Origin of the sequence: Vibrio sp. 10N.239.312.C11, from assembly GCF_041466065.1 — a bacterium.
GTDB classification, from domain to species: Bacteria; Pseudomonadota; Gammaproteobacteria; order Enterobacterales; family Vibrionaceae; genus Vibrio; species Vibrio tasmaniensis_A.
Genome location: NZ_JBFSRZ010000018.1, coordinates 55,581 through 75,699 on the forward strand (window position 1 = coordinate 55,581; position 20,119 = coordinate 75,699).

A 20,119-nucleotide genomic window follows, 5' to 3' on the forward strand; every position below is an offset into this window, starting at 1 on the left:
TTACTTACTGTGATTGGTATAAGCAATGCTCCACTCGTATCTTGTGTTTGCACAGGGACACGAGACAGCGGATACAAAAAAGGCTTCCAAACAGGAGCCTTTTAAGCATAGAAGTGAATGAATACAAGTTAAAGTCTTTTAAAACAGCAAATTGTAGTCATCTTTCTTTGTGCTAATTAACCTTCGACGAGGTCGTCTTGGCTGTAAGTCTGTAAGAAGCGCTCTAGGCGACCAATCGCGATTTCTAGATCTTCGATGTGCGGTAGAGTCACGATGCGGAAGTGATCCGGTTTCGGCCAGTTGAAGCCAGTACCTTGAACCAATAACACTTTCTCTTGCTTAAGGAAGTCGAGTACGAATTTCTGATCGTCTTTGATGTTGTACATCTTGGTGTCGATCTTAGGGAACAGGTACATCGCGCCTTTTGGTTTCACACAAGAAACGCCAGGGATCTTGTTGATCAGTTCCCATGCACGGTCACGTTGCTCAAGCAGTCGACCACCAGGAAGAATCAGTTCGTTGATACTCTGATAACCACCCAGTGCCGTTTGGATGGCGTGCTGCATTGGTACGTTGGCACACAAACGCATCGAGGCGAGCATTTCTAGCCCTTCGACATAGCCTTTCGCTATGTGTTTAGGGCCGGTTAAGAACATCCAGCCACCACGGAAACCACACACGCGGTAAGCCTTAGACAGACCATTGAATGTCACCATGAGAACATCTTCAGCCAGCGTTGCAACTGAAGTATGTACTGCACCGTCGTAAAGTACTTTGTCGTAGATTTCATCAGCGAAGATGATCAAACCGTGCTCACGAGCAATCTCAACAACTTGTAATAGGAAATCACGGCTGTATACCGCGCCCGTTGGGTTGTTCGGATTGATAAGAACGATGCCGCGAGTCTTTGGTGAGATCTTCGCACGCATGTCGTCTAGATCTGGATACCAATCAGCATCTTCATCACACATGTAGTGAACCGGCGTGCCGCCAGAAAGCGCAACAGACGCTGTCCATAATGGGTAGTCCGGAGCGGGAACTAAGATTTCATCACCATTATCCAGTAGCGCCTGCATAGACATAACGATAAGCTCTGATGCGCCGTTACCAATGTAAACGTCTTCTACATCAAGGTTACGGAGGCCTTTTTTCTGGTAGTGCTGAACAACCGCTTTACGAGCTGAATAGATGCCTTTTGAGTCGCAGTAACCTTGAGATGTCGGTAGGTTACGGATTACATCAACAAGGATTTCATCAGGGGCGTCAAAACCAAATGGGGCGGGGTTACCGATATTAAGCTTCAGTATTTTATGCCCTTCTTCTTCCATGCGCTTAGCATGTTTGAGTACAGGCCCCCTGATTTCGTAGCATACGCTGTTGAGTTTTGACGACATCCCGATATTTTGCATTGCCGATTTCCTGAAATTAATTTAAATACTTTATTAAAGTACCGCAAAACGGGGTTTGATAGAATAAAAATCTGATGAATGTCGAATTTCAGTGTCACGTTTGGTCTTTTTGTTGTCACTCTTTTCTAAATTTTAATTAATCGCTTTCTTTGTTATTGGCTAAGATGAATAAAGAGGTTGGATCGCTTAGAATCACAGGAATGTTCAAAAGATATAGTACATTCTTGATCTAAGTGGGTACTGCCCATAAAGTATCAAACTAATATAATAATAATTTAGATGTGAACGAGGTCGATTTGTCACATTTCCAGCAAACTATCTCCGCTTTGATTGAGCGAGTACAAAATGCCCAAGCAAGTGAAGTTCGTTGTGTTGAAGTTCTAACGCAAAAACCATCGTTTGCATTTATAGAATGGCTTCATGCTCAACCGCTCTTTCCAAAGTTCTACTGGCAGTCACGCGACACTCGTGAAGAAGTGGTCGCGCTCGGTCAACTGCATACTTTCTCCGATCCTGCTCCCGCGTATGCCATTCTTGGTGAAGACCAACGAATTTGGGGTGGACGTTCATTTGACGGACATACCGCAAAGAACCGCCGTTGCATGGAATCGTTTTTCTTCCTTCCTCAGGTTGAACTGATCCGCTTTGACAAGACTTGGTCGTTAGCCGTCAATTTATCTCCTGATCGCGTTGCTTCTATTAATGCTCTAAATAAGCTTTCTGTCGAAGCGGCGATATTGGCCCCTTTGTCGGCGCATATTGAGCAGATTAACCACGTTCCAGAACGAGAGCAGTGGGGCAACCTTGTCGATAAAGTGCTGAAAGGCATTAGCGACGAAGAGTACAAAAAAGTCGTTTTAGCGCGTAAAACCACATTGCAACTCGATGCGCCAATCTGCGCGGCTCAGTTGCTTAAGGCCAGCTACCTGCAAAACCATCACAGCTTTCACTTTATGTTGGTATTGGATTCCAAACACAGCTTTATCGGCTCAACGCCAGAGCGTTTGTACAGTCGATATGGCACTGAGCTTGATACTGAAGCGCTTGCTGGAACCATTGGTCGCGGAGAAAACGCGACAGAAGATATGGAGTTAGCCAACTGGCTTTCTCAAGACAGTAAAAACCTCAATGAAAACCAGTATGTGGTCGACGACATTATTGAGCGTCTCACTCCTCATTCTCAAACGGTACACGTTGAAAAAGAGGCGCGACTTGTGCGTTTGCGTAAGGTGCAACATCTTAAACGTAATATCCATGCTCAGCTCAATAACGGCGTCAATGGTGTCCAGTTGCTTGCTGCCTTACAGCCGACTGCTGCGGTAGCGGGTTTACCGCGCAAAGAAGCGATGGATTTCATACTTGAACATGAACCGTTTGCGAGAGGTTGGTATGCAGGCTCTGTTGGCTATATTAGCCATCAACGCGCTGAATTCTGTGTCGCGATTCGAAGTGCCTTGATTGTAAACGATCAAGTACAGCTGTTTGCGGGTGCCGGGATCGTGCCGGGATCGGTTGCTGAACATGAGTGGCAAGAGTTGAATAAGAAAATGTCGACTCTGCTTAGCTTAATTTCAGATCACCCACCATTGGGTGTAGCGTCATGAACCACGACCAAGCCGTATTAAATAGAGTTTGGAGTCACACATTACTTGAAGAGCTAGCCCGCAACGGTGTTGAACATGTATGTGTCGCACCGGGCTCTCGCTCAACACCATTAACTCTCGAAGCGGAAGCTAATCCCAAGTTAACCTTACACACGCACTTTGATGAGCGTGGTCTTGGATTCTTAGCTTTAGGTTTAGCTAAAGCCAGTGATAAGCCAGTTGCGGTGATTGTGACATCAGGAACCGCTGTGGCGAATTTGCTTCCTGCGACGGCTGAATCTGGGCTGACACGAGAGAAGCTGATCTTGCTGACCTCTGATAGACCCATCGAATTGGTCGACTGTGGTGCCAATCAAGCGATTCAGCAACAGGGTATCTTTTCTTCCCATGTTGAAAGTGCTTTAAACTTACCAAGCCCTAGTACACAAGTTTCTCTGAATTGGTTACTGACATCGGTTGATCACGCCCTAGTGAAACAACGCAATGTTGGTGGTGCGATTCATATCAACTGTCCGTTCCCAGAACCTCTATATTCTGCGAATTGTGCGGAAATGTATGCGGAATACACATCCAGTGTCGCTGGGTGGAAATCGGGAACAGGTTGTTACAGCCAAACGTTTTTACCTAATCAAGTGAACACACAACCCATCGCTCCAGGTGAGTATTTTGGGCGTAAGGGTGTGGTTATTCTCGGTTCGCTAGATATTGAACAAGCAACAAAAGCCAAGCAGTTTGCCACCGCATTAGGCTGGCCAGTTTTTTGCGATCCTCAATCAGGTGTTACAAGTGATTGGAAACATTATGACCTGTGGATGCAGAGTGACGTAGCTAAAGCGCAACTCAACCAATGTGATTTCATCCTTCAGTTCGGTGAGCGCATTGTTTCTAAGCGCCTTAATCATTGGATAAAGTCGCAAGCTTCATCATTCAGCTCATCACAATACATTGTTGTGTCACCAGAGACGCACCGTATCAACCAAGATCATCTGCCTCAAACCCATATCGTTGCTGATATCGAGTCGTGGGTGTCAGAGCAGCATTTACCCACCTTGTTAGGTCAACATGCAGGTTGGGCAGCACCTTTGGTCGAAATCGCGAATACGGTTCAACAATTGGCATTAGCGCAAATATCCAATAATGACCAACTGACCGAGTTGAGCGTTGCAGTAGATTTGTCGACTAGACTTAAAGACAGAGAGCTATTTGTGGGAAATAGCTTGATGGTAAGGCTGGTGGATATGCTGTCATCAATATCTGCGAATCAAGTTTACAGTAATCGGGGCGCATCGGGCATTGATGGCTTGGTAGCAACGGCTGCGGGCGTGGTAAAAGCTAACCAGAACCCCTTGATAATGTTGATTGGCGATACCTCTTTGCTTTACGACCTCAATTCACTGGCTCTGCTTACTCACAATGTAACGCCGATGGTGATTGTTGTGACCAACAATGATGGCGGTGCGATCTTTGACTTGTTGCCTGTTCCTGAGCAACAAAAACAATCTCTATATCAAATGCCCCATGGTTTCGGTTTTGAACATGCCGCTGCGCAATTCCAGCTTGGTTATGCGGCGCCAGAAACTTTGAATTGCTATCAAACGATTGTCGAACAACATTTCGAACAAGGTCAGGGTACCTTGCTCGTTGAAGTTAAGACGCCTCCCGAACAAGCGTCTACTTTGCTGAAACAATTCAGTTCAATGCTCACCGAGGCATTAGCCTAAGGACTTTACATGCTTTACTCCAATTATTACCCAGCTGTACAAGAATCTTCTGACAAACCTTTGCTTGTTTTTCTACATGGTTTACTCGGAAGCGGGGATGATTGGAGCGCATGTCATCCATATCTAGAGGATTTTCCTCGTCTTTGCATAGATTTGCCCGGGCACGGACAAAGTCGCTTTATCGATCCGGTAGGCTTTGATCATTGCTGCAAGAAAATCGTTCAGTGCATCACTTCTCAACTTGCTCTCAACGATCTTCCTGCGGATTACCCTATCGTGGTGATTGGCTACTCTATGGGTGGCAGGCTTGCCATGTATGGGGTGACAAGCCCTTGCTTCGAAACACTCAATCTTGAGAAAGTCATTATTGAAGGTGGCAACTTTGGTCTGGAGTGTGATGAAGAACGAGCACAAAGGTTAGTACATGATACGCAATGGGCTGTCCGTTTTGCGCAGCAGTCGATTGAAGATGTTTTAGACGATTGGTATCAACAAAGCGTCTTTTCTTCACTAAATCATGAGCAAAGACAAACTTTGGTCATAAAGCGTAGTGGTAACCTTGGAGTATCCGTAGCAAATATGTTGTTATCTACTTCGTTAGCTAAGCAACCGGATTTACGTGCCACATTGAAATCTCATGAGCATCAATTGCATTATGTGTGTGGTGAAAAAGATCGTAAATTCATGGAACTAGCTGAGAATAGTGGCTTTGAATATAGTCAGGTTGATTACGCTGGTCATAATGTTCATTTTGAGCAACCAGAGTTGTTTTCCAACCTGATCATCCAATGTATCGCCAGTCGCCGCTAAACTGACTGAGCGGTTCTCTCGTATCAAGCACTACCAAAAGCAGAGCAACACCGTCACGACTATTCGTTAGTCGTGGTCTCTAATAGAACAATGGGAATCACCATGGCTAAAACAGTAGGCATCACAGAAGAAGAACTTTACGCAGCAGTTAACTGGCGCGATGAAAGCAGTCAATTTGAAGATATTCAGTACCACAAGTCTGACGACGGTATTGCGAAAATCACGATTGCTCGTCCTCAAGTCCACAATGCGTTCCGTCCACAAACCGTAAAAGAGATGATCAATGCATTGGCTGATGCTCGTTATGACGAGAAGGTTGGCGTAATCATTTTGACGGGTCTTGGTGAGAAGGCGTTCTGTTCTGGTGGTGACCAAAGTATCCGTGGTGACTACGGCGGTTATCAAGATGATTCAGGTACACATCATCTGAACGTGCTTGATTTCCAACGTCAAATTCGTACTTGTCCAAAACCGGTTATCGCAGCGGTATCGGGCTGGGCAGTCGGTGGCGGTCATGTTCTTCACATGATGGCAGACTTGACCATTGCAGCTGAAAACGCTCAGTTCGGTCAGACGGGTCCTAAAGTAGGTTCATTCGATGGCGGTTGGGGTGCTTCTTACATGGCTCGTATCGTTGGTCAAAAGAAAGCGCGTGAAATCTGGTTCTTGTGTCGTTTCTACGATGCCCAAGAAGCATTGGACATGGGGCTAGTAAACACTGTAGTACCTGTTGCCGACCTAGAAAAAGAAACGGTTCGTTGGTGTCGTGAAGTTCTTCAACACAGCCCAATGGCACTGCGTTGCTTGAAAGCCGCACTAAACGCAGACTGTGACGGCCAAGCAGGCCTTCAAGAGTTGGCGGGTAACGCAACCATGATGTTCTACATGACAGAAGAAGGCCAAGAAGGCCGAAACGCATTCAACGAGAAACGTCGACCTGATTTCGACAAATTTCCGCGTAACCCATAGTCTTTCTCTTCTTTAAAATGAGTCGCTAATAGCGGCTCGTTTTGTTTTGATGTTCCCCGTTTTTTAGGAAACTTTATGAACTCAGTGAATTCTCAGCGTCACGCTAAACTCTACCGTTATCAATTACCTATGGATAGTGGTGTAATTCTTCGTGACAATAAGTTGAACGAACGCGTTGGCTATATCATCCAACTTGAGTGTGATGGTAAAACTGGTTTTGGCGAAGTTGCGCCTTTGCCAGGTTTTAGCCAAGAAGATGCTGAACAAGCTGGCATTCAGCTGCAACACGAATTAGAGCTTTGGAGTCACAATAACCCTCAAACGCCTTTTGATGAGTTATATCCTTCTGTTGCGTTCGGTTTTTCGATGGCGATAATGGAATTACGAGGCGAACTCAATGCGGAAGGTAACTACCAAGCAGCACCGTTATGTACAGGCGATCCAGATGAATTGATCCCTGTGCTGAATGAGATGCAAGGCGAGAAGGTTGCCAAGGTAAAAGTTGGTCTTTATGAAGCGATTCGTGATGGCATGCTGGTCAGCTTATTCCTTGAGTCGATCCCTGATTTGACCCTAAGGCTTGATGCCAACCGCGCGTGGAAACCAGAAAAAGCCAAGCAGTTCATTAAATACATTTCGCCGTCACTGCGTCAGCGTATTAGCTTTATTGAAGAGCCTTGTCAGAAGCCAGAAGACAGCTTAGCTTTTGCTATTGACCACGGTGTTGCGATTGCATGGGACGAAACATTGCAAGAAGCGGTGCGAAGCCCAGAATTTGATCTTAGCGACCTTACTGGTGTTAAAGCGGTCGTGCTCAAGCCAACTCTTATTGGTTCTGTAGAGCGTTGTGTGGCAATCATTGAGCGTGCGGAGCAGCTTGGTATTAAACCTGTACTAAGCTCAAGCATAGAGTCTAGCCTTGGCTTAACTCAGATTGCTCGATTGGCACAACAGTACTTGCCTAATGAAGTTCCAGGGCTTGATACGATTGGTTTGTATCAGCAACAGCTAGAAGTCTCTTGGCCGGGTTGTCAGCTTCCAGTTTCAACGCTTGAACAACAGCAATTGATTTGGTCTTCTTAGGCTGATCGTTCGATTAGCTTAGACCGTTCTCAATCTATAACTTGGTTATCTTATGATGCGCCCACAATCTAATCCTCACCCGCTCTGGGTACAGTGGGCGCAGCAGAACCCACATCAAGCAGCGTTAGTGATTCCTAACCGCGCTTACACTTGGCAGCAAGTGTCTGTGCTGGTGAGTGAGTACCAACAACAGCTATCTCATCAAGGTCTATCTGAAGGTGATGTACTGACGATTGTTGGTAAGAACCAAGCTGAAGTGATTCCTGCTTATCTTGCCGCACTCAATTTGGGTGTTATTTGCGCTTTCACCATGCCTCAGCCTAGCTTACGCCTGAAGCAAAAGCTCGATTCCTTATGTCAAGCAGGTCAACAAAGCTACCTTTGGCTTTTGGACAGTAGCGGGATAGAGCAATCAGAGACTGTCGATTTGAATACTCAGTTGGTGACCTTGTCTTGCTTAGATGAAGTGAAGGTCGATGGTGATGATAATAGGATAACGACATCTCAAGACTCCAACTTCAATCCGCAAAATCTAGCAAGCATCATATTCACTTCTGGCTCTACTGGAAACCCAAAAGCGGTGGCTCACACGTTACAGCAACACTTATGTTCAGCTCAGGGTTTACTAGACGTTTTCAACTTTGAACAAGCTGACACTTGGTTGCTTAGCTTACCGATGTACCATGTGTCGGGATTGGCGATTATCCATCGTTGGTTGGCGGCTGGTGGCTGCATCAAAATAGGGCCAGGCCAACTTGAAACAGACATTGAAGGTTGCAGCCATGCCTCTTTAGTGGCTACTCAACTACATAGGCTACTAAAGAGTAAGCAAGCACTTACTTTAACTCATGTACTTTTGGGTGGTAGCCATATTCCAGAAGCTCTTGGGCTTGAAGCTCAACAAATGGGTATCGAAACATGGCTTGGCTACGGCATGACAGAAGCGGCTTCAACAGTGACTGCGAAGCCCGTTGATTCTAGTAATACTGCAGGTTTTGTCCTTAACCAACGCCAGTTGAAAATTGAAGATCAACGTATCTTTATTGGCGGCAATACGCTTGCTTCTGGTTATTACTATCAGGGCGAGTTAACGCTATTAGTTGATAAGAACGGCTGGTTCGATAGCAAAGATCTTGGTGAGTGGGTTGGTGAACAAGTGTCGATTATTGGTCGCGCCGACAATCAGTTTATTTCTGGTGGTGAGAACATTCATTGCGAAGAGATTGAGCGAGCACTCAACCAATTGTCTGAGGTTAACCAGTCTTTTATTGTTCCTATTGAAGACGATGAGTTCGGATTCCGGCCTGTCGCTATTGTGGATTGTGCTGATTTGCCAACCAAAGAGTGGTTTGCTGAGCAATTGAATGGCCGTCTTGAGCGGTTCAAATTTCCTGTTGAGTATTATCGAATGCCTAAGCAAGAACAGCAGGGTATTAAGGTTTCACGCGCTGGATTGGCATCTTGGTTGTCTCAGCATAGGAGTTAAAGGTAAGCGCTTACCTCGACGTTATTTGCGAAGTTGTTAGGTGACTAAGTTGTCAGGCGGTTAGTTAATTTAGCAATTAGATAGTTCAAAACAGAATTTATTATCTTTATAACCATCCATCATAATAAGCTCTATAAATAACGGATTATAGAATAAGGTCTTATTATGAAAGTTGCCCTCATCATTGCGGTTTTACTGCAGATAGGCCAAGCGCTCGTTTCGTCAGGACTGACTCGTTCATTGGCTGAACTCACTGCATTTGTGCTGGTTGTGGTACTTGTTTTAATTAAAAGAGAGAGCAAAAAGAGTGATAAGCCCCTGTTTGATTTGTGATTGTTGCAATAAAGAAAATCTTTACTACAAACGATATTTTCACTAAAAACGATAGGGGCAAAGCCCATTAGAGCTTTGCCTTTTTATTTTGTCATTCGCTAATCTGTTTGTCTGCTTAACAAGTTAACCAATCTACAGCGCTTCTTTACGTATTAGATGCATCAGGTAAGCGTTAACCACGCTAATGAGCCTGTCGAAATCATCGTCCACATTGTAATACCAAACATCAATGGCTTCGGCCCAGCAGCTTTAAGCTTCTCAACTGAAATACCGCAACCAATCAAGAATAGACACACCACCAATGCACGCTTAGACACATCAAAGATACCTTGATAGACCATCTCAAATTGTGGCAATAAGTCACTAACAGCAATAGCAGCGCAATAGAAGAAAATGAAGTAAGGAATCGTAATCTTCTTTTGATCGTTCTTGAAGATCATTGCGCTGACTAACGCGATTGGGATAATCCAAAGTGCGCGAGCGAGCTTCAATGTGGTTGCTGTGGTCAGTGCTTCTTCGCCATATGCTGATGCTGCGCCGACTACAGAGGAGGTATCATGAATCGCGATGGCTGCCCATGTTCCGAAAGTTTGTTGGCTTAACTCTAGTGCATGGCCAATCATTGGGAACAAGAAAAGGGCGACCGAGTTCAACACAAATACAGTGGCTAACGCCAAGCCAATCTGTTCATCATCAGCTTTGATGGCCGGTGCTACGGCGGCAATGGCGCTACCACCACAAATTGCGGTACCAGAAGAGATAAGGTAACCCGTGGTGCGATCTAATCCCATGCGTTTTGCCAAGAACCAACCAATGACCAAGGTACCAATAATCGTCGTGACAATGAGGCCAATACCATCGCCTGTGACCGCTAATGCTTTCTCAAACTGAATGCCAAAGCCTAAGCCGACAATCGAGTAGGCCAGTAGCTTCTTTGTGAGTTTGCCTACTTCTAGATGGTAAGGGACTAAACCTAAGCTCGCAAGAAGGAAACCGATCACGAGGGCCGTCGGTGAACTCACCCATGGGGTTAAGCAAAACAGAGCAGCAAGATAAAATGGAACAGACTTTTTTAGATTCATTATATTTAATTCGTCGCGTCTAGTATTGGCAGCGTAGTGGAAGACTATACGCTTAACGCAATGGTAAGTAAGTCTAAATGAATTGAACAAACGTTAAGTAAAACTAAACGTTTGTTCAGCTGATATGAATAAAGGCTTGGTTATTTAGCGTAGTGAGCCGCGAAGATCAGAGACTGACTGTCGAAGCGTGTCGCATGAAGCTTCCTTGGCTAGCATAGGTTCGGCAGCTTCTATCTCTAACTTGGCCCTGAAACGGGTGGGTAGTCCCTTGAAAGCTTGACCTTTATAACGACTGAAGTAACTGCCCCATAACCCTTTAAGTGCCATTGGAATCACAGGTACAGGAGATCGTTTGATAATCAGCTCCATGCCACGCATGAATTCGGCTACTTCGCCATCAGCGGTTAGCTTGCCTTCAGGGAAAATACACACGATGTGCCCTTCATCTAGGGCACGTTCAACTTCTTTGAAAGCGTTTCTAATCGAGTTTCGGTTGGTTGCGGAGATTGGAATAACTCCTGCTTTTTTTAAGAATCGACGTAGTGGAGGCAGCTTGGCGTAATCCTCTTCCATCACAAACCGAATCAAGCGAGGGCAAACCGCACTCAGAAGCAGTGCATCCATATAACTCACATGGTTGCAAACGATCAGTGCGCCGCCATTCTCTGGAAGATGGTGTAAGTTCTTGTGCTTAACTCGGTACATGGTGTGAGTGACCACCCATGTAAAGAAACGGAAAGCGTAGATAGGCACCTGATAAAACAGGTACAGCATAACCAAAGTATTCCCTATCGCGAGCAACACAAACAGCTGTGGAATAGAAAGATCGAGAACACTCAGGCAAACAATACCCAAAACGGCGCTTCCCACCATGAATAGTGAATTGTAAATGTTGAGCCCGGCAATCACTTGAGCGCGTTCATCTGGTTTCGCTCGTAACTGCATCAGAGAATACAGAGGAACAATGAAGATACCGCCAGAGACACCTAAGAGCAGAAGATAAGCAAACAGCGGCCACAGCTCTGAATACGTCACGAATTGATGGAAAGAAGTAAATTCAGGCAAGGACTCAGGAATGGATATCGCCATCAATAGCCCAAAAATCGACATACCTAGGCTACCCATTGGTACGATGCCGATTTCAATTCTGTGATTTGACAACTTATCACAAGCCAAAGAACCTATCGCAATACCGACCGAGAAAAGAGCTAACAAAAAGGCAACCGAGCTTTCAGTGCCGTTCAAGTGGAGCTTTGTGAAGTTTGGAAACTGAGTTAGGTAAGCAGCGCCAAGGAACCAGAACCAGCTGATAGACATCAGTGCTTGAAACGTTGGGCGATCTTTTTTTGCAATCGCCAGTGTCGCGCGGGTTAGCTTTACTGGCTGCCACTTCACTTTCAGATCTGGTGCGTTACTTGGCGCTTGTGGAATAAAGCAGCTTGATACATAGCCAAGCACGGCGAAAGAAACAATACATACCGCAGCAATGAGCTTCGCGCTTTCTTCAGATGCAATAATACCGGCACCAAGAGTACCAATAAGGATGGCTAAGAATGTGCCGGTTTCGACTAAAGCGTTGCCGGATACCAGCTCTTTTGTTTCTAACTGTTGTGGAAGCAGTGCGTATTTCACCGGGCCAAAGAAGGCACTTTGCGTTCCCATTAGGAACAGAAGTAGGAGTAGTATCCCGTAGCTTTCGTAGATAAACCCGATCGCGCCCAGTGACATGATCGCCACTTCAAGGAGCTTAACTTTACGTATAAACCAAGATTTTTCGTATTTGTCAGCCAGTACACCAGCCAAAGCAGAAAACAGGAAGAAGGGCAGAATAAAAAGACCAGCGGCCAAATTAATGAATAGATTGCTGGAAATAGGCAGCGTATCTACGCTTGCGAAAGCAACAAACAGTAACAGAACATTTTTGAATATGTTGTCATTAAAGGCGCCTAGAAATTGAGTAATAAAGTAGGGTAGGAACCTTTTTTGAGTTAACAGCGAAGATTGGCTGCTGTTGTTCATTGTCTTTCCTTGAATGATTACCAGTTGGTTAAGTAGTTTGAGATTAGGTTATTGATCAACTCTTTACCATCGATAGGTTCAGAGGCGAAAAATTTATCATCAACGCTAAGTAGAGTAATTCCATGTACTCCAGACCATAATACACGGCTGGCTTTAATGACTTCGCTTTCTGTGTGTTCAGGCGCAATAGCTACCAGCAATTGCTCTAACATACCTGTCATTCTATCAATACGGTTCGATTGCCATTCAGGAAGGTTTTCACCATTCATGTTGTGCTCAAAGATAAGCTGCCAACGGTGAGGGTGTTTTTGTGCAAAATCGTGATAGCAGTATGCAAGATTGAAAAGAGCCTGTTGAGGGTTGCTCGATTGTTCAACCGCAGAAGCAGATTGGGACGACAGTTCATCTAATGTTTGAGCAACAACGTGTAAAAGGAGTAGGTTGTAGTTACCAAATACATTCACCAAGGTGCTAGGGACATAACCAATCATATTGGCAATTTTACGTAGACTTAGCTCGTGATAAGAGTGCTCTTCTAAGAAGTCGGTTACCGTCTTTAAGGTTAATTGCACTAATTGTTCGCGAGTATGATCGTTTCGTCTTGCCATGAGTACTTTCTATTAAATGAACATCGTTCAATATTTTAATGCTGCCCCAGAGTGCCGTCAATCCCTTCGCTAGTTTAGTAATCAATTAATAGCCGCAATATTATGATACATGTGTAAACGTCGTGAATATTTCATTGTTCTTTGTTAACGAGTATGATTAAGGTGTCGAAAGATAAAAAAACCTATAAAGGATAATAATGAAACGATTTTTCTCACTAGTCGCGATCCTGTTGGTAACAGTCGCGGTGACGCCAATCGCGGAAGCGAAAAAGTTTGGTGGTGGTAAGTCATTTGGCAAAAGCTTTAAAACGGCTCCAGCACCAAAACAACAAAACACAAATTCGATCCGACAAGATCAAACGGGCAAGAAAACAGCAGCAGCTAACTCTAGCAAGAAAGGCCTTATGGGCGGTCTGCTAGGTGGTTTACTTGCTGGTGGTCTTTTAGCTGCATTCTTTGGTGGCGCATTTGAAGGTATCCAGTTCATGGATATTTTAATCATGGGTCTGATTGCTTTCCTAGCATTTAAATTCCTACGCGGAATGTTGGGCGCGAAGCAGGGCTCAATGAATCAGCAGAATGCACGTGGCCAACAGCCAGCATTCGGCGGCATGGGTCAGAACAAGTTTGAACAACCTAAGCAACAACCAAATGTTCATAACTTCGAGCAAGCACAGCCTCAATCACAACCTCATTCGCAAAATAGCGCTGGTGGTTTCGGTTTTGGTGCACAAAGCGATGTTCCACATAACTACCCACCAGGTTTTGATCAAGCGGCATTCATCAACGGTTCTCGTGAGCACTACCGTACACTGCAAGGTGCATGGAATCACAACGAGCTAAATACGATTGAAGAATACGTATCTCCAAGCCTATTTGAAGACCTAAAAGCTGAGCGTAACAAGCTAGACGGTGATCAGCACACAGACGTAATGTACGTTGATGCTGAAATCGTTCGCGCAGATCACGATGGTAGTAAAGCACAGCTAAGCCTTCAGTTTAGCGGTCGCTACCGTGACACCGCAGACGGCATTGAAGAAGATATCACTGATATCTGGCACTTAGAGCGTGACCTAACGACTCAAAATGCACCTTGGTTAATTGTTGGTATTCAAGGTTAATTCCAGGATTTAACTAAACATCAATAGGATGTAGTTATTCGGAATGACACCAAATAATATAAAGCCCCTGCTGAGAAATCATCAGGGGCTTTTTTGCGTCTAATGATATGTATCTATAAGTCGCAGCAGGGAAATTGGCTTTGAGCTTTTTTTGGGTGGGGGGAAGGGGTTTAGATTCAAGGAACAATGCCAATATGACTAACACGTGGTGAGCCGACAAAGAACATGAGTAGCGGAAATGTGTCATCACGACAAATATTAAGAGATGTATCTTGCTCAAAGGTTGGATTAACCTAGAGCTAACTAATTGATTCTATTTGGATGTGATGAGTAATGACCAAGTTCTTTGAACCCGTATTGGAGCCTGAAATTACTTTGCAGCAGAAACAGAGAATGGCGAATGAATGCCAAGAACATGTATCGACCAATTGCTTAGGCTGCGCTGCTTATCTGGCTTGTCAGCGTCATGCAGAAGTATGGGAACACTGATGTTTGAATGGGCTAGATCGCTTAGCCTTTCTTGGGTTGTAACGGGTTAGTGTTTAGGAAGTTGAGGACCGTGTTTAGAAAGATAGGTTCGGCAAGATACGTTTAGAAAGATATAAAGCTCAGAAACGAAAAAAGCCAACTCAATGAGTTGGCTTTTCGATTTTCCAATTAAGGAGAATATGGTGGAGGGAGACGGATTCGAACCATCGAAGGCAGTGCCGGCAGATTTACAGTCTGCTCCCTTTGGCCACTCGGGAACCCCTCCAGGGTGTGTCTTACTTTTCACAAAGTAAGCCTAAATTGATGTTTTCCCATAAGCCCATCAATCAGGTTGTTCTCTTAACTCTCGAAAGAGGTAAGAAGAATATGGTGGAGGGAGACGGATTCGAACCATCGAAGGCAGTGCCGGCAGATTTACAGTCTGCTCCCTTTGGCCACTCGGGAACCCCTCCAGGGTGTTTTTCCTAACTCATAATGGATAGGCTAAAGAGATGTTTTTCCCAACGCATCTCTCAAGTGCGGAGCGCATCATAGCAAACACGTTAAACCTGTAAAGGGTTTTTCTTATGGTTTTGTGTTAAATGCTGCCTTTTTGGGCAAAGATGGCGAAAAGTACGCATATTGCTCGTGAAGTGAACATCTGTATTAAGATTTACGTACTGATAGGTAACACCTTGAGGTAATTAGCTTTATGTATCGTGTTTGGTTCGTGTCATTCGTCATGAAACGTCAATTGAATTTAACTTAGATTTACACTTCTTGACGTTACAGCATTCATCAGTTGATAGAATACGGTTAATTTCATTTATAGATAATAATACCAATCGTAGTAAATAATTGGTCACCCTAGCTTGTTAAAACGCTCGATAACTGCGTTAAGATTTTTGATTGTAGAATAACTACTTATCGAAAACCTCTGCCTTGTTCTCAAGTCTTTTCCTTGCGCTATTTCTGACCACTTACCTACTGTGTTTGGTATAAACCTTACTTGCAGACCATTATTATGAAGCATAAAATTGTTTTAACCCTGCTTAGCTTGTCTATCATTATGGCGTCTCCAGCCGCACTAGCTAAACGTATGGGCCCTAGCACGGTCACTGTTGTTACCGAGCAAGTTGATATTCACCAAGTTAGCCAGTCTCTTTCTTTGGTCGGTAAGTTAGAAGCCGAGCAATCTGTAATGATCACTTCTGAAGTGGCTGGCAGAGTGAACTCTATTAACATCAAAGCCAATCAAGATGTCACCAAAGGGCAGATGTTGGTTCAACTCGATGACGACAAAGCAAAAGCAGCAGTTGCAGAAGCACAAGCATATTTAAAAGATGAAAAGCGTAAGCTTGCGGAATTTCAACGACTAGTGAAACGTAACGCGATCACTCAAACTGAAATTGACGCTCAGAAAACTAACGTAGAGATCGCTAATGCTCGCCTAGCTGCCGCTAACGCCAACCTGAAAGATCTACATATCAGTGCTCCTTTCTCTGGTACGGTCGGTTTTATCGACTTTAGCCGCGGCAAAATGGTGACATCGGGTACAGAGCTCGTGACGTTAGATGACTTGTCTGTGATGCAGTTAGATCTTCAGATTCCTGAGCGCTACCTTTCTAAACTGTCTAAAGGTATGACAGTAACGGCTCGCACCAGTGCGTGGGGCGATACTCAGTTCACGGGTACTGTGGTGGGGATTGATTCTCGTATTAACGCGGAAACTTTGAACCTTCGAGTTCGAATCCACTTCGATAACAACAATGATTACCTAAAACCGGGCATGTTAGTGGCGGCTGATATGGACTTCCCACCAGTAGAAGCCCCAATCATTCCAGTTCAAGCGCTTGAGTATTCAGGCACTAAGCGTTTCGTTTATGTTATTGGCGAAGATAACAAAGCGACTCGTACCGAAGTATTCCTCGGGGCTCGTCTTGATAACGAAGTCGTGATCGAAAAAGGTATCGAGATTGGTCAGAAGATCGTAGTGCAAGGTATCGTGAACATGCGTGACGGTGTTTTGGTTCAAGAACTTGCCGTTAATCGCCCTGCTAAACTTGACGGCGATACAGCTAATCTTGATGGCAACAAAGCTAAACTTGATGAAAATACAGCAGCACAAGAAGGCGCTAACTAATGTTGTTATCTGATGTTTCTGTGAAGAGACCAGTAGCGGCTGTTGTATTGAGCCTGCTTTTGGTTGTGTTTGGTATTGTCTCTTTCAATAAGCTCGCAGTTCGTGAAATGCCCGATATTGAAAGCCCGATGGTATCGATCAGTACTCGTTATGAAGGTGCATCTGCCACCATCATTGAAAGCCAAATTACCTCCAACCTTGAAGACCAGTTATCCGGCATCAGTGGTATCGATGAAATCGAATCTACGACACGAAACGGATCGTCACGAATCACCATCACCTTTGAACTTGGTTATGACCTCAATACCGGTGTCAGTGATGTGCGTGATGCGGTAGCGCGTGCTCAGCGTTCGTTGCCAGATGAAGCCGATGACCCGATTGTTTACAAAAACAATGGTAGTGGTGAAGCGTCGGTTTACATCAATTTAAGCTCAACTGAGATGGATCGAACGCAGTTAACCGACTACACCGAACGTGTGTTGATTGACCGCTTTAGTTTGATCTCTGGTGTGAGCTCGGTGGATATTTCTGGCGGTTTGTACAAAGTCATGTACGTGAAGCTGAAACCCGCGTTAATGGCGGGTCGTGGTGTTACCGCCTCTGATATTACACAAGCCCTACGTAACGAGAACATTGAAAGCCCGGGTGGCGAAGTGCGTAACGATGCGATTGTGATGTCGGTTCGTACTGCTCGTTCATATACTGAAGCCAAAGATTTCGAATACCTAGTGGTGAAACGTGCCTCTGATAACACACCTATCTACTTGAAAGATGTGGCGGATGTTTACATTGGCGCAGAAAACGAGAACTCGACTTTTAAGAGTGACGGCGTTGTTAACGTCAGTATGGGCATTGTGCCTCAGTCTGATGCCAACCCACTTGAGGTGGCTGACTTAGTCCATAAAGAAGTCGAAGCGATTCAAAAGTTCTTGCCTGACGGAACTCGCTTGGCTGTCGACTATGACTCCACTGTCTTTATCGACCGTTCGATCTCAGAGGTTTACAGCACACTCTTTATTACGGGTGGTTTGGTTATCCTCGTGCTTTACGTCTTCATTGGCCAAGCGCGTGCAACGCTGATTCCAGCCGTGACGGTTCCTGTGTCGCTAATCTCGTCGTTTATTGCAGCGTACTACTTTGGCTTCTCTATCAACCTCATCACCTTGATGGCACTTATCCTGTCTATCGGTTTGGTGGTCGATGATGCGATTGTGGTGGTTGAGAATATTTTCCACCACATTGAACGTGGTGAATCACCATTGCTTGCGGCTTATAAAGGGACACGTGAAGTAGGCTTTGCGGTAATCGCAACCACGCTAGTACTGGTCATGGTGTTCCTACCAATCTCGTTTATGGACGGTATGGTAGGCCTTCTTTTTACTGAGTTCTCGGTACTTTTGGCGATGTCGGTGATCTTCTCATCTGTCATAGCATTAACCTTGACGCCGGTTCTGGGCAGCAAGATCTTAAAGGCGAACGTGAAACCTAATCGCTTCAATCAATTTGTTGAACGTGTGTTTGGTAAGTTAGAAGCTGGATACAAATCGGTATTGCGCCGTGCTCTAAACTGGCGTTGGGCAGCTCCAATCATCATTATTGCGTGTATGGGCGGTAGTTATAGTTTGATGCAACAAGTGCCGTCGCAACTGACGCCAAAAGAAGACCGTGGTGTTATCTTTGCGTTTGTTCGTGGTGCCGATGCAACTAGTTACAACCGTATGTCTGCCAACATGGACATCGTTGAAGAACGCCTAATGCCGCTGCTTGGTCAAGGATTCTTGAAGTCATTCAGCATTCAATCGCCAGCGTTTGGTGGTAATGCGGGCGACCAAACGGGCTTCGTTATCATGATCCTGGAAGATTGGGATGAACGTGAAGAGACAGCACAACAAGCCTTGGGCGAGGTACGTAAGTCTTTAGCGGGTATTCCTGATGTACGTGTGTTCCCGTTCATGCCAGGCTTCCGTGGTGGTTCGAGTGAGCCTGTGCAATTTGTACTGGGTGGCTCTGATTACTCTGAGCTTCAGAAATGGGGCGAACTGTTAAAGCAAGCCGCTGAAGACTCTCCAATGATGGAAGGTGCGGACATCGATTACTCTGAGAAAACGCCAGAGTTATTGGTTACCGTAGACAAGCAGCGTGCAGCTGAGCTGGGTGTGAGCGTATCGGATATTTCGGACACGTTAGAAATCATGCTGGGCGGCCGCAGTGAAACCACCTTCGTTGACCGTGGTGAAGAGTATGACGTGTATCTGCGTGGTGATGAAAACAGCTTTAACAACGCCAACGATTTAAGCCAAATCTACATGCGAACTCAATCTGGTGAGCTAGTCACGCTTGATACGCTGACACATATTGAAGAAGTGGCATCATCGATTCGTTTGTCGCACTACAACAAGCAGAAATCAGTCACCATCAAAGCGAACCTAATGGAAGGCTACACGCTGGGCGATGCTTTGGATTTCCTTGATGAACAAGCGATTGAGCAGCTACCGGGTGATATTTCAGTAAGCTACTCAGGCGAGTCTAAAGATTTTAAAGAAAACCAATCGAGTATCTTAGTGGTGTTCGCGCTAGCGATGTTGGTCGCGTACTTGGTATTGGCTGCGCAATTTGAAAGCTTCATCAACCCTCTGGTGGTGATGTTCACCGTACCTATGGGTATCTTTGGTGGCTTCTTAGGCTTGGTGTTGATGAGTCAAGGGCTCAACGTTTACAGCCAGATCGGTATGATCATGTTGATCGGTATGGTGACCAAAAACGGTATCTTGATCGTCGAATTTGCTAACCAACTTCGAGATCGTGGTATTGAATTTGAAAAGGCGATTATTGATGCTTCAGCTCGACGTCTACGCCCAATTTTAATGACGGCGTTCACGACATTAGCTGGTGCAATCCCATTGATTACCTCAACGGGCGCTGGCTATGAAAGCCGAGTGGCAGTAGGTACGGTTATCTTCTTCGGTATGGGCTTCGCGACACTGGTAACTCTGTTTGTAATCCCTGCGATGTACCGACTGATTTCCGGCTCAACACGCTCTCCGGGTCACGTGGAAGCGGAGCTTAATAAAGAACTCAGCCATGATAACGTGGGAAGAAGCAGTCACGGTTAATGAACACGCACGGCTAATGAACACGTACGCTTAATGAGCACGGAATAGTGTAACAATATTGAAAAGCCTGCGTTTGCTCCTAGCGAATTGCAGGCTTTTTTTGTATAACACACAGAGCTCAATGAATTAGTACAATAAATCGAATAAAGG

The 20,119-nt window shown here is 45.1% G+C and carries 15 protein-coding genes and 2 tRNA genes; 11 read left to right on the forward strand and 6 right to left on the reverse strand.

The genetic code is table 11. The features are described 5' to 3' along the window. Positions 1 to 176 precede the first annotated feature (176 nt). Positions 177 to 1,409 carry a pyridoxal phosphate-dependent aminotransferase gene (locus AB6D07_RS10180; RefSeq protein ID WP_017098783.1) on the reverse strand — a complete coding sequence of 411 codons (1,233 nt, stop codon included), beginning with the start codon at positions 1,407 to 1,409 and terminating at the stop codon, positions 177 to 179. A 296-nt stretch (positions 1,410 to 1,705) separates the two neighbouring features. Between AB6D07_RS10180 and AB6D07_RS10185 the strand changes: the two genes are divergently transcribed. The 7 genes from AB6D07_RS10185 (at position 1,706) to AB6D07_RS10215 (ending at position 9,415) form a co-directional block, all read left to right on the forward strand. After that, positions 1,706 to 3,013, forward strand: a complete 1,308-nt coding sequence (locus AB6D07_RS10185) for an isochorismate synthase MenF (protein ID WP_029222962.1) — start codon at positions 1,706 to 1,708, stop codon at positions 3,011 to 3,013. Next, positions 3,010 to 4,734 (forward strand): 2-succinyl-5-enolpyruvyl-6-hydroxy-3-cyclohexene-1-carboxylic-acid synthase, encoded by a 1,725-nt coding sequence (gene menD, locus AB6D07_RS10190; RefSeq protein ID WP_017103208.1) that lies wholly within the window; start codon positions 3,010 to 3,012, stop codon positions 4,732 to 4,734. The genes AB6D07_RS10185 and menD overlap by 4 nt, the downstream gene beginning before the upstream one ends. Before the next feature lie 9 nt (positions 4,735 to 4,743). Continuing rightward, positions 4,744 to 5,544, forward strand: coding sequence for a 2-succinyl-6-hydroxy-2,4-cyclohexadiene-1-carboxylate synthase (gene menH, locus AB6D07_RS10195; protein WP_017103207.1), 801 nt, complete (start codon positions 4,744 to 4,746; stop codon positions 5,542 to 5,544). Positions 5,545 to 5,646: 102 nt separating this feature from the next. Further along, positions 5,647 to 6,513, forward strand: a complete 867-nt coding sequence (gene menB / locus AB6D07_RS10200) for a 1,4-dihydroxy-2-naphthoyl-CoA synthase (RefSeq protein WP_010439547.1) — start codon at positions 5,647 to 5,649, stop codon at positions 6,511 to 6,513. A 75-nt stretch (positions 6,514 to 6,588) separates the two neighbouring features. Further along, the gene (menC, locus tag AB6D07_RS10205) at positions 6,589 to 7,596 is read left to right on the forward strand and encodes an o-succinylbenzoate synthase (RefSeq protein WP_017103206.1); all 1,008 of its coding nucleotides are present in this window, start codon (positions 6,589 to 6,591) and stop codon (positions 7,594 to 7,596) included. A gap of 52 nt (positions 7,597 to 7,648) precedes the next feature. Further along, a complete protein-coding gene (menE, locus tag AB6D07_RS10210) occupies positions 7,649 to 9,082 on the forward strand; it encodes an o-succinylbenzoate--CoA ligase (protein WP_017103205.1) in 1,434 nt (477 codons plus the stop codon). Between the two features lie 165 nt (positions 9,083 to 9,247). Continuing rightward, positions 9,248 to 9,415, forward strand: coding sequence for a hypothetical protein (locus AB6D07_RS10215; protein WP_372091522.1), 168 nt, complete (start codon positions 9,248 to 9,250; stop codon positions 9,413 to 9,415). A gap of 161 nt (positions 9,416 to 9,576) precedes the next feature. On the opposite strand, the gene AB6D07_RS10220 is transcribed toward AB6D07_RS10215, so the two are convergent. From AB6D07_RS10220 to AB6D07_RS10230, 3 genes are all read right to left on the reverse strand, one after another. Beyond that, the gene (locus AB6D07_RS10220; RefSeq protein WP_029222961.1) at positions 9,577 to 10,497 is read right to left on the reverse strand and encodes a YeiH family protein; all 921 of its coding nucleotides are present in this window, start codon (positions 10,495 to 10,497) and stop codon (positions 9,577 to 9,579) included. A gap of 144 nt (positions 10,498 to 10,641) precedes the next feature. Then, complete coding sequence (locus AB6D07_RS10225) at positions 10,642 to 12,516, reverse strand: MFS transporter (RefSeq protein ID WP_017103203.1); 1,875 nt, start codon at positions 12,514 to 12,516, stop codon at positions 10,642 to 10,644. Between the two features lie 17 nt (positions 12,517 to 12,533). Continuing rightward, positions 12,534 to 13,124: a TetR/AcrR family transcriptional regulator gene (locus AB6D07_RS10230; RefSeq protein ID WP_012604487.1), complete on the reverse strand. Its 591-nt coding sequence runs from the start codon at positions 13,122 to 13,124 to the stop codon at positions 12,534 to 12,536. Positions 13,125 to 13,321: 197 nt separating this feature from the next. On the opposite strand from AB6D07_RS10230, the gene AB6D07_RS10235 reads away from it, so the two are divergent. Both AB6D07_RS10235 and AB6D07_RS10240 read left to right on the forward strand, forming a co-directional pair. Continuing rightward, the gene (locus AB6D07_RS10235; RefSeq protein ID WP_009847262.1) at positions 13,322 to 14,245 is read left to right on the forward strand and encodes a Tim44 domain-containing protein; all 924 of its coding nucleotides are present in this window, start codon (positions 13,322 to 13,324) and stop codon (positions 14,243 to 14,245) included. Between the two features lie 333 nt (positions 14,246 to 14,578). Continuing rightward, a complete protein-coding gene (locus AB6D07_RS10240) occupies positions 14,579 to 14,734 on the forward strand; it encodes a hypothetical protein (RefSeq protein ID WP_167855787.1) in 156 nt (51 codons plus the stop codon). Positions 14,735 to 14,914: 180 nt separating this feature from the next. On the opposite strand, the gene AB6D07_RS10245 is transcribed toward AB6D07_RS10240, so the two are convergent. Together AB6D07_RS10245 and AB6D07_RS10250 are read right to left on the reverse strand one after the other, a co-directional pair. Next, a tRNA-Tyr gene (locus tag AB6D07_RS10245) sits at positions 14,915 to 14,999 on the reverse strand. A gap of 102 nt (positions 15,000 to 15,101) precedes the next feature. After that, positions 15,102 to 15,186 (reverse strand) — tRNA-Tyr (locus tag AB6D07_RS10250). Positions 15,187 to 15,737: 551 nt separating this feature from the next. Here AB6D07_RS10250 and AB6D07_RS10255 point away from each other — a divergent pair. Both AB6D07_RS10255 and vexH read left to right on the forward strand, forming a co-directional pair. Further along, positions 15,738 to 16,856 carry an efflux RND transporter periplasmic adaptor subunit gene (locus tag AB6D07_RS10255; protein WP_372091521.1) on the forward strand — a complete coding sequence of 373 codons (1,119 nt, stop codon included), beginning with the start codon at positions 15,738 to 15,740 and terminating at the stop codon, positions 16,854 to 16,856. Next, entirely contained in the window at positions 16,856 to 19,969 is a 3,114-nt protein-coding gene (gene vexH / locus AB6D07_RS10260; RefSeq protein ID WP_372091519.1) for a vibriobactin export RND transporter permease subunit VexH, read from the forward strand. The genes AB6D07_RS10255 and vexH overlap by 1 nt, the downstream gene beginning before the upstream one ends. Positions 19,970 to 20,119: the final 150 nt, after the last annotated feature.